General features: G+C 66.4%; 15 protein-coding genes. 11 read left to right on the top strand and 4 right to left on the bottom strand.

What is annotated here, in order from left to right; all coding sequences use genetic code 11:
- Positions 1-272 precede the first annotated feature (272 nt).
- The gene (locus F9K07_RS14600; protein WP_159594122.1) at positions 273-1,916 is read right to left on the bottom strand and encodes a 3-(methylthio)propionyl-CoA ligase; all 1,644 of its coding nucleotides are present in this window, start codon (positions 1,914-1,916) and stop codon (positions 273-275) included.
- A gap of 361 nt (positions 1,917-2,277) precedes the next feature.
- Here F9K07_RS14600 and F9K07_RS14595 point away from each other — a divergent pair, with 361 nt between their 5' ends.
- From F9K07_RS14595 to F9K07_RS14575, 5 genes are all read left to right on the top strand, one after another.
- Positions 2,278-3,261: an AraC family transcriptional regulator gene (locus F9K07_RS14595; RefSeq protein WP_159594121.1), complete on the top strand. Its 984-nt coding sequence runs from the start codon at positions 2,278-2,280 to the stop codon at positions 3,259-3,261.
- Positions 3,262-3,322: 61 nt separating this feature from the next.
- Positions 3,323-4,816, top strand: a complete 1,494-nt coding sequence (locus F9K07_RS14590) for a protein adenylyltransferase SelO (RefSeq protein WP_159594120.1) — start codon at positions 3,323-3,325, stop codon at positions 4,814-4,816.
- A gap of 13 nt (positions 4,817-4,829) precedes the next feature.
- Positions 4,830-5,249: a peptide-methionine (R)-S-oxide reductase MsrB gene (gene msrB, locus F9K07_RS14585; RefSeq protein WP_159594119.1), complete on the top strand. Its 420-nt coding sequence runs from the start codon at positions 4,830-4,832 to the stop codon at positions 5,247-5,249.
- Positions 5,246-6,166 (top strand): cysteine synthase A, encoded by a 921-nt coding sequence (gene cysK, locus F9K07_RS14580; protein ID WP_159594118.1) that lies wholly within the window; start codon positions 5,246-5,248, stop codon positions 6,164-6,166. The genes msrB and cysK overlap by 4 nt, the downstream gene beginning before the upstream one ends.
- Entirely contained in the window at positions 6,163-7,182 is a 1,020-nt protein-coding gene (locus F9K07_RS14575; protein ID WP_159594117.1) for an LLM class flavin-dependent oxidoreductase, read from the top strand. Before cysK ends, F9K07_RS14575 begins: the two co-directional genes overlap by 4 nt.
- A 97-nt stretch (positions 7,183-7,279) precedes the next feature.
- Here the strand turns inward: F9K07_RS14575 and F9K07_RS14570 are convergent, their stop codons facing one another.
- A complete protein-coding gene (locus F9K07_RS14570) occupies positions 7,280-8,455 on the bottom strand; it encodes a YcjF family protein (protein WP_159596942.1) in 1,176 nt (391 codons plus the stop codon).
- Between F9K07_RS14570 and F9K07_RS14565 the strand changes: the two genes are divergently transcribed.
- The 5 genes from F9K07_RS14565 (at position 8,348) to F9K07_RS14545 (ending at position 11,058) form a co-directional block, all read left to right on the top strand.
- Complete coding sequence (locus tag F9K07_RS14565) at positions 8,348-8,893, top strand: septation protein A (protein ID WP_159594116.1); 546 nt, start codon at positions 8,348-8,350, stop codon at positions 8,891-8,893. The two genes, F9K07_RS14570 and F9K07_RS14565, sit on opposite strands and share 108 nt — an antisense overlap.
- Positions 8,890-9,168: a BolA family protein gene (locus F9K07_RS14560; protein WP_159594115.1), complete on the top strand. Its 279-nt coding sequence runs from the start codon at positions 8,890-8,892 to the stop codon at positions 9,166-9,168. Before F9K07_RS14565 ends, F9K07_RS14560 begins: the two co-directional genes overlap by 4 nt.
- 101 nt (positions 9,169-9,269) lie before the next feature.
- Positions 9,270-10,049 carry a peptidylprolyl isomerase gene (locus tag F9K07_RS14555; protein WP_159594114.1) on the top strand — a complete coding sequence of 260 codons (780 nt, stop codon included), beginning with the start codon at positions 9,270-9,272 and terminating at the stop codon, positions 10,047-10,049.
- A gap of 136 nt (positions 10,050-10,185) precedes the next feature.
- Entirely contained in the window at positions 10,186-10,674 is a 489-nt protein-coding gene (locus F9K07_RS14550) for an ankyrin repeat domain-containing protein (RefSeq protein WP_159594113.1), read from the top strand.
- A gap of 36 nt (positions 10,675-10,710) precedes the next feature.
- Positions 10,711-11,058 carry a hypothetical protein gene (locus tag F9K07_RS14545; RefSeq protein WP_159594112.1) on the top strand — a complete coding sequence of 116 codons (348 nt, stop codon included), beginning with the start codon at positions 10,711-10,713 and terminating at the stop codon, positions 11,056-11,058.
- A gap of 28 nt (positions 11,059-11,086) precedes the next feature.
- Here the strand turns inward: F9K07_RS14545 and F9K07_RS14540 are convergent, their stop codons facing one another.
- Together F9K07_RS14540 and F9K07_RS14535 are read right to left on the bottom strand one after the other, a co-directional pair.
- The gene (locus F9K07_RS14540; protein ID WP_159594111.1) at positions 11,087-11,836 is read right to left on the bottom strand and encodes a heparan-alpha-glucosaminide N-acetyltransferase; all 750 of its coding nucleotides are present in this window, start codon (positions 11,834-11,836) and stop codon (positions 11,087-11,089) included.
- Between the two features lie 9 nt (positions 11,837-11,845).
- Entirely contained in the window at positions 11,846-12,601 is a 756-nt protein-coding gene (locus tag F9K07_RS14535; protein ID WP_159594110.1) for an alpha/beta fold hydrolase, read from the bottom strand.
- Positions 12,602-12,657: 56 nt separating this feature from the next.
- Between F9K07_RS14535 and F9K07_RS14530 the strand changes: the two genes are divergently transcribed.
- Positions 12,658-14,616, top strand: a complete 1,959-nt coding sequence (locus F9K07_RS14530; RefSeq protein ID WP_159594109.1) for a peptidase U32 family protein — start codon at positions 12,658-12,660, stop codon at positions 14,614-14,616.
- The last annotated feature ends 58 nt before the right edge of the window (positions 14,617-14,674 follow it).

Here is a 14,674-nt window from a genome sequence, read left to right as displayed (position 1 = left end):
CCGCGTAGGGGATTGCCCGGCCTTCTATCGCGCACGCGACAAATAGGGGAACACCCCCCTGCGCCGCTGCGCGGCTTCCCCCCTCTGTAGCGCGCCTTCGGCGCTTCGAGGGGGGACGGCATCTTGGGCCGGCGCAGCCGTCCCTCGATGCCTCTGGAAGAGGCACTGCTCTCCGGAGGCCGTGTATTGCTCCCTCGCCCCTCTGGGGAGAGGGCTGGGGTGAGGGGCACGTGTGAAACAACCTCTGCGCCACTTCGCGAAACGCATGCGCTTCACACACCGGGCAACACATAGTCTTTGAGTTGCTGGCGCAAGGTCATCTTCTGCATCTTGCCGGTGGCACCGAGTGGGATCGCATCGACGAAGACCACGTCGTCGGGGATCTGCCACTTGGCGGTTTTGCCCTCGTAGAAGCTCAGCAACTCTTCGCGCGTGAGTTCCGCGCCGGGCTTCTTCACCACCACCACGATGGGACGTTCGTCCCACTTCGGGTGTTTCATGCCCACACAGGCCGCCATGGCCACGGCCGGGTGGGCCATGGCGATGTTCTCCACGTCGATCGAGCTGATCCATTCGCCGCCCGACTTGATCACGTCCTTGCTGCGGTCGGTGATCTGCATGAAGCCGTCGGCGTCGATGGTGGCCACATCGCCGGTGGGGAACCAGCCCTGGCCCTGCGCGTCGTACTGCAACGGGTCGCCGCCCTCGCCCTTGAAGTAACTGGCGATGATCCAGGGACCGCGCACCAGCAGATCGCCATACGCCTTGCCGTCCCAGGGCAGCTCTTGGCCAGCGTCGTCGACGATCTTCATGTCTACACCAAAGATGCCTCGACCCTGTTTGAGCCGGACCTTGAGCTGCTCCTCTGGCGGCAGCTCGAGTTGCGCGTTCTTCAGTGTGCAGACCGTGCCCAGTGGCGACATTTCGGTCATGCCCCAGGCGTGCAGCACTTCCACGCCGTAGACGTCGTTGAAGGCGCGGATCATGGCAGGCGGACAGGCCGAGCCGCCGATGACAGTGCGCTTGAGCGTGCTGAACTTGAGGTTGTTCGACTGCAGGTGGCCCAGCAGCATCTGCCACACCGTGGGCACGCCCGCGGCCATGGTGACCTTCTCGGCCTCGATGAGTTCATACACCGATTTGCCATCGAGTGCCGGACCGGGGAACACCAGCTTGCAGCCGATGGCCGCGGCCGCGTACGGCAGGCCCCACGCATTGACGTGGAACATGGGCACCACCGGCAGCACGCTGTCGCGCGCCGAGAGGCACATGGCGTCGGGCAGCGCCGCACCGAAGGCGTGCAACAACGTCGAACGGTGCGAGTACAGCGCGGCCTTGGGATTGCCGGTGGTGCCGCTCGTATAGCACATGCTGGAGGCAGAGTTCTCGTCGAAGCTGGGCCAGTGGTAGGTGGTGGGGTGCTGGCCTATCCAGGCTTCGTAGCTCTGCAGGCCCGGGATGCCGCTGTCGGCGGGCAGTTTGTCGGCATCGCACAGCGCGATCCAGTGCTTCACCGTCGGACACTTGGCCGCGACGGCCTTGACCAGGGGCAGGAAGGTCATGTCGAAGCACAAGGCCTGGTCCTCGGCGTGGTTGACGATCCAGACCAGTTGCTCCGGGTGCAGGCGGGGGTTGAGCGTGTGCAGCACACGTCCGGTACCGCTCACGCCGAAATAGAGCTCGAGGTGGCGGTAGCCGTTCCAGGCCAGCGTGGCCACGCGATCGCCCTGCGCCAGGCCCAGGCCGTCGAGCGCGTTGGCCACCTGGCGCGAGCGGCTGGCGATCTGGCCCCAGGTGCTGCGGTGAAGGTCGCCCTCCACGCGCCGGGACACGATCTCCCCGCTCGCGTGGTGCCGTTCGGCGTGCACGATCAGCGACGAAATCAAAAGGGGTTGGCTCTGCATCTGGCCCAGCATGGAGGTCTCCTGAAAATAGGGATGGGTTGTGGCGGCCATCGTAGCCGCTTGCCCACCCTGGACACCCAGGGGTTCTACCCGGAGCGCCCCGGGGTTGTCCATTGCGTGACATGGGGTTCGAGCCCATGCCGTGGCGCCATTCATGTCTTGTCTCCTGCCGTTTTTTGAAGCCAGAAAGCACTTGCGCCCACGCCTGAAATCCCGTTGAATCCGAGCTTTCCGACAGCGCCTGCCTGCTCAGGAATTCTAGGAACGGGCGCCCAAGCGCCGCTATCGCAACAACGCCAATCGAGTGACTTCACAACGCCAATCCCGCCCCCGCCGAACCAGCTCGGCCAGTTGGGTCCGATGCCTGGCCGACATGTTTGCCTCGCAGGGGCTGGACGCGCCCCGCCTTCTGTGCGCTGCCGGTATCGACGGCGCCGTGCTGCGCGACCCCGATGCGCGCGTCGAAGTCGAGAAGATCTCCCGCCTGTGGGAAGTGGCGGTGGCTTGGTCCGGCAAGCCGGCGCTGGGCATGGACCGCGAATTGCCAGCGCGCCATGTCAACTTCGATGCGATCGGCTATGTGATGCTGGCCAGCCCGTCGCTCAAAGCCGGCTTGATGAGTCTGGCGCGTTATTACGCGGTCATCTCCGACGCCATCACGCTCGAGCTCGAACCCGAAGGGGACAACTGCTGGCTGGTGCTCGGCCTCATCGGCAACGCCCGCCCCCTGCCGCGCCAGCGGCTTGAATACAGCCTGCTCACAGTGGCCTCGCTGTGCCGCTGGATCACGCGGCGCGAGGTGCAGGCGCTGGCCGTGGAATTCGTCGATCCCGAGCCGCTGGAGGCCGAACCCTACTTGCGCGCCTTCGGCTGTCCGGTTCGCTTTGGACAGCCGCGCAACCGCCTGCTGCTCACGCGCGCCGACCTGGACATGCCCCTGCTTTCGCGCGACCCGGTGCTGTTCGACATGCACCAGCGCGTGATCGAAGCACGCCTGGTGCGCCTGGGCAGCAGCAGCACCGCGCACCGCGTCAGCGAAGAAATCCTGCGCCGCCTGCACCTGGGCGAACCCCGGCGCGAGGATGTGGCCAGCAGCCTGGCCATGGCGGACCGCACGCTGCAGCGCCGCCTGCACGAGGAAAACACCAGCTTCCAGCAACTGCTGGACGGCGCACGGCGCGACCTTGCACAGAAGTACCTGGCCGAGTCGCGCCACACCTTGGGCCAGGTGGCCGACCTGCTGGGCTTTGCCGACCAGAGCAACTTCTTCCGCGCCAACAAGCGCTGGTTCGGCGTGTCGCCAGGCCAGTACCGCAGCCGCCTGCAGGAAGAGCAGCCCCTGGACGTCCACAGTTGATGGCCCAACCGGATTGACCCTGCGCCCCCTCATGTCGGGCCCGATGGGGACAATGGCACACATGAACCGACCCTTTGACAAGGCCACCGACCTCGGCCTGGACCTGGGCCTGCCCTGGCGCAACCGCTTTGCGGACCTGGGCGAAGCCTTCTACACCTTGCGATCCCCTACTCCCCTGCCTGCGCCCGAATGGGTCGGCACCAGCCCGGCCGTGGCCGACCTGATCGGACTGGACCGCGCCTGGCTCGCCTCGCCCGCCGCGCTCGAGGCCTTCACCGGCAACCTGCCCATCGCGGGCACGCAGCCGCTGACCAGCGTGTACAGCGGCCACCAGTTCGGCCACTGGGCAGGGCAACTGGGCGACGGCCGCGCCATCTTGCTGGGCGAGGTCGACACCGCATCGGGTCCGCAGGAAGTGCAATTGAAAGGCGCGGGCCTCACGCCGTACTCCCGCATGGGAGATGGCCGCGCGGTGCTGCGCAGCTCGATCCGCGAATTCCTCTGCAGCGAAGCCATGCATGCCTTGGGCATCCCCACCAGCCGTGCGCTGTGCGTCACGGGCTCGCCCGCGCCAGTGCGCCGCGAAGAGATCGAGACCGCGGCCGTGGTCACGCGCGTGGCGCCCAGCTTCATCCGCTTCGGCCACTTCGAGCACTTCTCGCACAACGGCCTGCACGACGAACTGCGTCAATTGGCCGACTTCGTCATCGACCGCTTCTACCCGGCCTGCCGCGAGGCTCCAGGCAACCCCTATGCGGCCTTGCTCGAAGCCGTGAGCGCGCGCACCGCCGAGATGGTGGCGCAATGGCAGGCCGTGGGTTTCTGCCACGGCGTGATGAACACCGACAACATGAGCATCCTGGGACTGACCATCGACTACGGTCCGTTCCAGTTTCTCGACGCCTTCAACCCCGGTCACATCTGCAACCACTCCGACACCGGCGGACGCTACGCCTACAACCGCCAGCCCAACATCGCCTACTGGAACCTGTTCGCGCTCGGCCAGGCGCTGCTGCCCCTGATGGACGACCAGCAGGACGCGCTGGACGCGCTGGAGCCCTACAAGGCCCGGATGCCCGCCGCGCTGCAGCGGCGCATGAACGCCAAGCTCGGCCTGGGTGAGGTGCGCGAGACAGACGCCGCGCTCACCGATACCTTGATGAAACTCATGGCCACCGATGCGGTGGACTTCACCATCTTCTGGCGCCGCCTGAGCCAGGCGGTGGCGGGCCCGCTGGACGCCGTGCGCGACCTGTTCCTGCAGCGCGAGGCCTTCGACGCCTGGGCCGCGCGCTGGCGCGAGCGCTTGCAGGCGCAAACTGGATTCGACGCAGAAACCACGCTGGCGCAGATGCTGCGCACCAACCCGCGCGTGGTGCTGCGCAACCACCTGGGCGAAGTCGCCATTCAGCGCGCGAAACAAGGCGACCACAGCGAAGTCGCGCGCTTGCAAAGCGCGCTGGAGCGCCCATTTGACGATGTCGCGGGCCAGGAAGACCTCGCGGACTTCCCGCCCGACTGGGCCCGCCAGATCGAGATCAGCTGTTCATCATGACCGGAGACACGCCATGACCTTCCCCATCCAGAAAACCGAGGCCGAGTGGCGCGAAGTGCTCGCGGCCAAAGGCGCCGAGCCGCACGCCTTCGACGTCACCCGACACGCCCACACCGAGCGCCCGTACAGCGGCAAATACGAGCGCGTGTGGGCCGACGGCAGCTACCACTGCATCTGCTGCGGCAACAAGCTCTTCGACGCCGACACCAAGTTCGACGCCGGTTGCGGCTGGCCCAGCTTCTCGCAAGCGGTGCCAGGGTCGATCACCGAGATCACCGACCGCAGCCACGGCATGGTGCGCGTGGAAACCGTGTGCAGCCAATGCGGCGCGCACCTGGGCCACGTGTTCGAAGACGGCCCCGCGCCCACCGGCCTGCGCTACTGCATGAACTCCGCATCGCTCGAACACCAACCCCAGAAGGACACCGCATGAAGGCCCAGAACATCCTCGAGACCATCGGCCGCACGCCGCACATCCGCCTGCAGCGCCTGTTCGGCAACGCGGGGCAGCAGGTGTGGATCAAATCCGAGCGCAGCAACCCGGGTGGCTCCATCAAGGACCGCATTGCGCTGGCCATGGTGGAAGACGCCGAGCGCTCGGGCGCGCTCCAACCGGGCGGCACCATCGTCGAGCCGACCTCGGGCAACACCGGCATCGGCCTGGCCATGGTGGCCGCGGTCAAGGGCTACAAACTCATCCTGGTCATGCCCGACAGCATGTCGGTCGAGCGCCGCCGCCTCATGCTGGCCTACGGCGCCACCTTCGACCTCACGCCACGCGAAAAAGGCATGAAGGGCTCGATCGCGCGCGCCGAGGAAATCGTCGCCAGCACGCCCGGCGCATGGATGCCGCAGCAGTTCAACAACATCGCCAACGTCGACGTGCACATGCGCACCACCGCGGTGGAAATCGCGGCCGACTTCCCCGATGGCATCGACGCAATCATCACCGGCGTTGGCACCGGCGGCCACATCACCGGCATTGCGCGCGTGCTCAAGGCCCGCTGGCCCCAACTCAAGGTATTCGCGGTGGAGCCGACGGCCTCGCCCGTCATCTCCGGCGGCGCGCCCGCGCCCCACCCCATCCAGGGCATTGGCGCGGGCTTCATCCCCAACAACCTCGACACCAGCCTGCTCGACGGCGTGATCCAGGTCGACGCCGAGCCCGCGCGCGAGATGGCACGCCGCTGCGCGCGCGAAGAAGGCATTCTGGTCGGCATTTCCTCGGGTGCCACGCTGGCCGCCATCGCGCAGAAGCTGCCCGAACTGCCCGCCAACGCGGTCGTGCTGGGCTTCAACTACGACACGGGCGAACGCTACCTGTCGATCGAAGGATTCCTCCCGGCATGAAACCGCTCTCTGACATCCACCTGTCCATGCTAGACCTGGTCGCGGTGCGCGAAGGCAGCACCGTGGCCAACGCGCTGGCCATCGCCCTGCGCACCGCTCAGCACGCCGAATCGCTGGGCTTCACCCGCTACTGGCTGGCCGAACACCACAACATGAGCGGCATCGCCAGCTCCGCCACGGCGGTGCTGATCGGACACATCGCCAGTGGCACCAAGACCATGCGCATCGGCTCGGGCGGCGTGATGCTGCCCAACCACGCGCCGCTGGTGGTGGCCGAGGCCTTCGGCACCCTCGCCGAGCTCTACCCCGGCCGCATCGACCTGGGCCTGGGCCGCGCGCCTGGCACCGACCCGCACACCATGCGCGCGCTGCGGCGCGACCGCGTGGAGACCGAGGCCGACTTCCCGCGCGACGTGGCCGAACTGCAGCACCTGCTCGGTCCCGCCACGCCCGGCCAGCGACTGATCGCCAACCCGGGCGCGGGCACCAACGTGCCGATCTGGCTGCTGGGGTCAAGCCTTTTTTCGGCGCAGCTGGCAGCCGAACGCGGCCTGCCCTACGCCTTCGCCTCGCACTTCGCGCCGCGCCTGCTGTTGCAGGCGCTGGACGTGTACCGCACGCACTTCCAAGCTTCGGCCACCCTGGCCGAGCCCTACGCCATCGTCGGCGTACCGCTGATTGCCGCGCCGACCGACGACGAGGCGGAGTACCTGGCCAGCAGCACCTACCAGCGGGTGCTGGGCATCCTCACCGGCAAACGCGGCCAGCTGCCGCCACCGGTCCAGAACTTCATGCAAGGCCTGCATTCGCAGGAACGGGCGGCGATCGCGGACTTCCTGGCCGTGGCCGTGATCGGTGGGCCGCAGACGGTGCGCGAGGGGTTGGAGTCGCTGGCCAAGGTGACGCAGGCCGACGAATTCATGATGGTGAGCGACGTGTTCGATCCGGCGCTGCGGCTACGCTCGATGACGATCGCCAGCGAAGCCATGGCGTCGACGGCCCCCGCGGTGGTCTGAACACAAGGAGGCCCGGGCCTCCTTTCTTCTTGCCACACGAGAAAGCGGGCTTCGTCCTCGCGATCTTGGCCCAGGAGCATGCGCGGGCGCAGGGCTCCTAACCCTTGACCATCTTCATCACCTGCCCCATGTCCAGCGTGGCCGCCTTCTGCTGGATCTGCGGTAAGTACTGCGTCTGCATCTGCTTGGCCGGGCCCAGCAAGTCCTGGAACGTCTGCTTGAGCAACTCGGTGCTCATCGCCCGGCCGCCCGCGTAATAGCGCTTGGCCACCTGCCCCAGCGCATAGGTCGTGGCAAACGAGAACGCCATGCCGGTGGCCGCGCCACCGATACGGCCCATGGTGCGCCCGGCGGCCTTGCCCAGCAAGCCGCCCAGGAGCTTGCGGCCGAACTGCTCCAGGTACTGGGACGTCAGGCCCACACCGGCCGCGGCGATGAACTCGCGGATGTGGCCCTGGTCCAGCTCCACGCCGTGTGCCTTGCCGATGCCATAGACCATCTTGATCTGCAGCGGAATGATGGCCATCGACGCCCAGGACTGCGGCAGCAGCTCAAGGGCCCCGTTGAGCAGTGCATGGTTCAGGATCGACTTGTCCAGATCCGCCCCGGCGGCCACCGAGGCCGCCACCACGGGCGCCGCCTGCTCGGCCGCGGCCACCACGGCCTGCTCTTCGCGCTCGAAGGCCGCGACCTCGCCCGCATCCAGCGCCAGGCGCTTCTTGAGGTCTTGCAGGAACGCGCTTTCGGCCGGGCCCTGGCGCCCATCCGCATCGCACACGCACACCGCCATTTCGTAGGCCAGTTGGCGGTGGCCAGCATCGCCCAACCCGGCCACCGCATCGGCCAGCGTGACGCGCTTGAGCAGCACGTCCTGGTACAGGCGCGGCAAGGCAATGCCACTGGCTTCGGGATTGAGCGACTCGGCCAACCGGCGAATGGACTCGCGCTCGGTGTCGGCCTTGTTGCCGTCGGCAAACGCGGCCAGCAAGGCGATGGTGAGGATGGCTTGTTGTTCCTGGGTGTTCATGCGGCTTTCCCTCCGGTGGTCATGACAGCGATCGATCTCAAAACTCCCATAGAGACAGCCTTGGCGCGAGCAAGTTCCGCGCTGGCCGGCCAAAGCCCTGCCTAAGGAAGCCGACGCGCCAAGCCCGATAATCGCGCGATGCGCCTTCTGATCGACTTTTTCCCCATTGCCCTCTTCGTGCTGGCCTACAAGATGGCCGACATCTACACCGCCACGGCGGTGCTGATGGCCGCCACCGTGGTGCAGACCGGCCTGATCTACGCCATCGACCGCAAGTTGCAGACCTTGCACAAAGTCACGCTGGTATTGGTGCTCGTGTTCGGCGCGCTCACGCTGTTTCTGCAGGACGAGCGCTTCATCAAATGGAAACCCACGGTGCTCTACGCGAGCATGGCGATCGTGCTGGCTGCGGCCCTGTGGATCTGGAAGAAAAACTTCCTGCAGCTGCTTCTGGGCAGCCAACTCCAGCTCCCCGACAACGTCTGGGCGCGGCTGACGGTGGCCTGGGTGGGCTATTTCCTGTTCATGGCCGGCATCAACGCCTATGTGGCGGCCTACTACTCCACCGAAGACTGGGTGAATTTCAAGCTCTGGGGATATGTGTTCCCGGTGGTCTTCATCGTGGGCCAGGGGCTGTACATCGCGCGCCATCTGAAGGACGACGTGGCGGAGAAGAAGCCATGAGCCCATCCACCACCGTGCCCACCGCCGCCGCCATCAAGGCGTGCCTTCGCGAAGCGCTGTCGCCCACACGGTTGGAAGTGCTGGACGAAAGTGCCGCACACGCAGGCCATGCCGGGGCCAATAGCCTGGGCTATGGCACGCACTTTCGGGTCCGCATTGGCGGGCCGGCATTCGCCGGGAAGAGCCGGATCGCGCAGCACCGCCTTGTGTATGATGCGCTGCAAAAATTCACAGCCGCCGGCCTTCACGCGCTGGCCATCGAGATCCAGACCTGATCACGGTCGACGCCCATCCCTTCGCTACGTTCTGATACCTGTTCGCTGAAACCCTGCCCTTCGCGGCGGCTCCAACTTCTTTTTTCTTCCCGAGGAACACCATGAAATTTCCCCTGACGGCCCTCACGGCGGCGGCCCTCCTCACGGCAGCTCCCTGGGCCTTGGCGCAGAACGTGGCCATCGTCAATGGCAAGGCCGTGCCCACCGCGCGGGTGACGGTGCTGGAACAGCAGATCGCAGCCTCGGGTCGCCCGGTCGACGACAACGTTCGTGCCCAGCTGAAGGAAGAAGTGGTGCTGCGCGAGATCTTCATCCAGGAAGCCGAGAAGCGCGGCGTGGCCGCCACCGACGACTACAAGAACCAGATGGAGCTGGCGCGCCAGACCATCATGATCCGCGCCCTGTTCACCGAGTACCAGAAAGCCAACCCGGTGACCGACGCGGACATCCAGGCCGAGTACGACAAGTTCGCCGCGGCCAACAGTGGCAAGGAATACCGCGCCCGCCACATCCTGGTGGAAAAGGAAGACCAGGCCAAGGCCATCATCGCCAGCTTGAAAAAGGGCGGCAAGTTCGAAGACATCGCCAAGAAGCAGTCCAAGGACCCGGGCTCCGGTGCCAACGGTGGCGACCTCGACTGGGCGGCCGCGGGCAGCTATGTGCCGGAGTTCTCCGAAGCCATGGTCAAGCTGAAAAAGGGCGAGCTCACGCAAACCCCGGTGAAGACGCAGTTCGGCTACCACGTCATCCGCCTCGAAGACGAGCGCACCGCCGTGATCCCCAAACTGGAAGAACTCAAGCCGCAGATTTCCCAGCAGATGCAGCAGCAAAAGCTGGTGGAATTCCAGCAGTCGCTGCGCGACAAGGCCAAGATCGAATAAGGTTTCGACCCAACCCCTGCCCGTTGACGCACGACGGGCCTGAAACGCCCGATGCTGCGCACCGGGCGTTTTGCATGGGGCGGAACAATCTTTTGTGCATGGTTTCCCAAGGCGACCATTTCCATGAGAGACCGCCATGCTCTCTCAAACCTCGCCCATCTCGAAGGTTTCCCCGGTTGCGCCCGACAGCCCCATGCGCCATGCCCGCAACAAGGGCGACGCCGACATCGAAAGCGTGAACCGCGAGGGCGCTACCCCCTTCTTCCTTGCGGTCCAGCATCAGCACGCGGAATTGCCCCGGCTTATGCTGCCTCTTCTGTTGGAGAAGAAAGCCGATGTTCACCAACCCACGAAAGACGGTCGCCGGCCCTTGCATGCCGCCTGTCTGTACGGCGACGTCAAGACCGTTCAATGGCTGTTGACTGACACCCCGATCTTGCAAAGCAAGAGCGAGAACCTCACGCTGGACGCCGTGCTGAACCAGCCCACACTGGACGGACGAACACCTTTGCATCTGGCGGTCGAATCGATGAACAAGCGCATGGTCCAGTTCCTGTTGAGCACCGCGAAGGTGCTGCAGATGTCTTCGCGGGAGGATCAACAGCAACAGCAACGCTTGGCATAGATGCTGAACCGGCGCGATAGCGCCGGCAACACACCCTTGCTGCTGGCCATCCAGGCCGGCGAAAGAATCGCCGCGGTCCACGATTCGGACGAGCTCGACGGGGCCGAGAACCTTGACGAGGTCGACGCGGACGAAGCCGAAGCGGTGGTGAGGTTGCTGCTGGCGAAGCCCGCCATCGACCCCCATCAAAAGGGCCCTGACGGCAATACCGTGTTGCACTACATCGAACCGCTTAAAAAGGCCAACGCCCTGCTGGCCATCCACGAGAAGAAGTTGGACTCGGACGCCTTTGGCCGGTTGGCCGATACGGCAAACCGGTGGAAAGCCAAACCCGCGGCCATGGCGCAAGGCGGCGCCCAGCAGGCCGCTCAGCCCAACAGCTGAGGTCCGGACGGCCTTTGCGGTTCCGGCGTCACAGCATCTGCGCCCCCAGCCACACCAGACCGATCATCACCGGTTGGTGCAGCAGGTAGTAGCTCAGGCTCCAGCGCCCCAGCGTGACCAGGCCACGGCGCACGCCCGTGGCTTTGGCATCGCTGGAGCCCAGCCAATGCGGCCGATGGCGCAAGGCCCACTGCCCAGCGGCCATGCCCCACCACATCACGCCCAGCCAGGGTGCCAGCGGCACGTAGTCTTCGGTGATGGGCAACCGGTCGATCAGGCCGAGCCAGTTGAGTGCCGGCGTGTTGAGCACGTCAAGCACCGGCCACGCGGCCATGGCCCACGGTGCGGCGAACTTGAGCGCGATCACCAGCGCGCCCAATGGCCACAACCACGCGCCCCACCCCGCCGTGAGGCGCACGACGATGAGCATCACCGCGATGGCGTGCAACACGCCGAAGTAGATGAAGCTGTTGGGAAACATCTGCATCGAGGCCACCGTCACCAGCAGCGCAGCCCCCGCCACCTGCCCCCAGCGCCGCCAGAACCGCGACCACGGCAGTCTCTGGTGGTGCGCGACCGCCTGCGACAGACCCGCGGTGAACAGGAACAGGCTCACGATGGCGGTGCGCTGCCAGGTCCAGAACGGGTCGCGGTAGAAGTTCTCCTGGATCAGGCCGAAGAAGTCGAGGTCGAAACAGAAGTGGAAGGCCGTCATCCACAGCATGGCCGCTGCGCGCAGCAGGTCGATGCGGTCCAGGCGCTGGGTGTCGTGTGCCATGGCGGCGGGTCAGGGTTGGGTGCCGCGGTGGATGCCCAGCAGCATGTCCGCCAGTTTCCGGGGTTCGCTCACCATCGGGTCGTGGCCCGTGGCCAGCTCCAGCACCTGCCAGCCCGGTTCGCTGCGCGCGCGCTGGCGCGCGGGTGCGATGGTGGGCAAGGCGGGCGAGGTGCAGTCGATGAAGGTGCGCGGCACGGCCGCCACGCGCGCGCCGTCAAAGTCCAGCGGCTGCTGGTACAGGCGAAACGGCTGCGGCGTCTGGCGCCGGTTGACCCAGTCGCGGTCGGCGCCTTCGAGGCCGAAGACCGAGGCGTCGGGCGGCGGAAAACTCAGGCCCCCGCTGGGTTTGGACGCGTCGATGCGGGCCTGCCGCGTTTCTTGCGACTGGTGGCTGCTCCAGCTGTCACCGGGATAAGGCAAGGCCGCGTCCAGGTAGACCAGGTGCGCCAGCAGGCCTGGGTGGTCGCGCTGCAGGCGGTCGGCCACGCCGGTGACCACCACGCCCGCATAGCTGTGGCCCACCAGCACGATGCGCTGCAATTCTTCGGCTTCGATCAGGCCGCACACGTCCTGGATGTGGGTGTGCAGGTCCACCGCCGGGCTCAGCAGGTGGGCGCGTTCGCCCACGCCGGTAAGCGTGACGGCGTGGGTCTCCACCCCGGCACCGCGCAGCAGGGGCAACAGCCGGCGCCAGCACCACGCGCCATGCCAGGCGCCGTGCACGAGCACGAACGCGGTCTGAGGGGATTCGGACTTGGATGTCATCGGCGTTCTCCTGGACAATACCGGGCCCGCCCGATTCTGCCTGCTCCTCGAACGACATGCTGCCCCACCAGATCGAACTGCTTTCCCCGGCGCGCGACGCCGATATCGGCATCGAAGCCATCCAGCACGGTGCCGACGCCGTGTACATCGGCGGCCCCTCGTTCGGCGCGCGCACCAGCGCCGACAACCGCGTGCAGGACATTGCCCGCCTGGCCCGGCACGCGCACCGCTTCGGCAGCCGCATCTACGTGACGATGAACACCATCCTGCGCGACGACGAGCTCGAGCCCGCGCGCAAGCTGGCCTGGCAGCTGTACGACGCGGGCGCGGACGCGCTCATCGTCCAGGACATGGGCCTGCTGGAGATCGACCTGCCGCCGATCCAGTTGCACGCGAGCACGCAGACCGACATCCGCACGCCCGAGAAAGCGCGTTTCCTGCAGGACGCGGGCCTGTCCAAACTCGTGCTGGCGCGCGAGCTCACGCTGGAGCAGATCGCGGCCGTGCGCGACGTGCTCGACCCTCATCGCTGCCTGATCGAATTCTTCGTCCACGGCGCGCTGTGCGTGGCCTACAGCGGCCAGTGCTACGTGAGCCATGCGCACACCGGGCGCAGCGCCAACCGGGGCGACTGCTCGCAGGCCTGCCGCCTGCCCTACGACGTTACGGACCACCTGGGCCGCATCGTGGCGCACGACAAGCACGTGCTCTCGATGAAGGACAACAACCAGAGCGACAACCTGCGTGCCCTGATCGACGCGGGCGCGCGCAGCTTCAAGATCGAAGGCCGCTACAAGGACATGGGTTACGTCAAGAACATCACCGCGCACTACCGGCGCCTGTTCGACGAGATCCTGGACGAGCGGCCCGAGCTCGCGCGCGGCGCCAGCGGGCGCGCCACCTTCAGCTTCACGCCCGACCCGGACCAGAACTTCAACCGCGAATTCACCGACTACTTCGTGCAGGGCCGCCAGGACGACATCGGCGCGTTCGACACGCCCAAGAACCCCGGACGCCCGATCGGTTGGGTGACGAAGGTCGGCGCCGATTTCGTCGAGCTCCAGACCGACGACCCGGCCACGGTCGTCCACAACGGTGACGGCCTGTGTTACCTGGACCTGCACAAGGAACTCGTGGGCCTGCAGATCAACCGGGCCGAGCCCGCCGGCCCACCGGGCCGCTGGCGCGTGTTTCCCAAGGATGCGATGGACACCCTGCGCCACCTCAAGCGCGACACCATCGTCAACCGCAACCGCGACATGGACTGGGTGCGCACGTTGGAGAAGAAGTCCGCCGAGCGGCGCATTGGCGTGTGGCTGCGGCTGGAGGACACCGCCGAAGGCCTGAGCCTCACCGTGACCGACGAGGACGGGCACAGCGCCCACGCCCACCTGCCCTGCGCGCTGGAACGCGCCAAGGACGCCGCACAGGCCCAAGCCCGCCTGCGCGAGAGCCTGGGCCGCCTGGGCGAAACCTGCTTCGAGCCCATCGAGGTCTCGCTCAGCCTTTCGCAGCCTTGGTTCGTGCCCAGTTCCCTGCTCAACCCGCTGCGCCGCGAAGCCATTGCCGCGCTCGAAGCCGCGCGCGAGGCGGCCTGGCAACGGCTGCCACGCGCCGTGCCGGTGACGCCACCCACGCCCTACCCGGAAGACACGCTCACCTATCTGGCCAACGTGTTCAACCACAAAGCGCGCGATTTCTACGCGAAACATGGCGTGAAGGTGATCGCCTCCGCCTACGAGAGCCACGAGGAAGAAGGCGAAGTCAGCCTGATGATCACCAAGCACTGCGTGCGTTTCTCGCTCAGCCTGTGTCCCAAGCAGGCCAAGGGAGTCAAGGGCGTGCAGGGCACGATCCGCGCCGAGCCCATGACCATCACCCACAACCACGAAAAGCTCACGCTGCGCTTCGACTGCAAGCCTTGCGAGATGCATGTGGTCGGGCGCATCAAGCCCGCGGTGATGGCGGCCACGAAAGCCAGCCCGCTCAAGTTCTTCCGCACCCGCCCCGCTTGAGGTCAAGCATCCAGAGGCACAGTCTCCTCTCCGGCGAGCGTGCCTTGCTCCAGAGGCA

Origin of the sequence: Hydrogenophaga sp. BPS33, from assembly GCF_009859475.1 — a bacterium.
In the GTDB taxonomy this organism is placed as follows: domain Bacteria; phylum Pseudomonadota; class Gammaproteobacteria; order Burkholderiales; family Burkholderiaceae_C; genus Hydrogenophaga.
The sequence above is the reverse complement of the archived record's forward strand: the minus strand, read 5'-3'. Positions and strand labels throughout refer to the sequence as shown.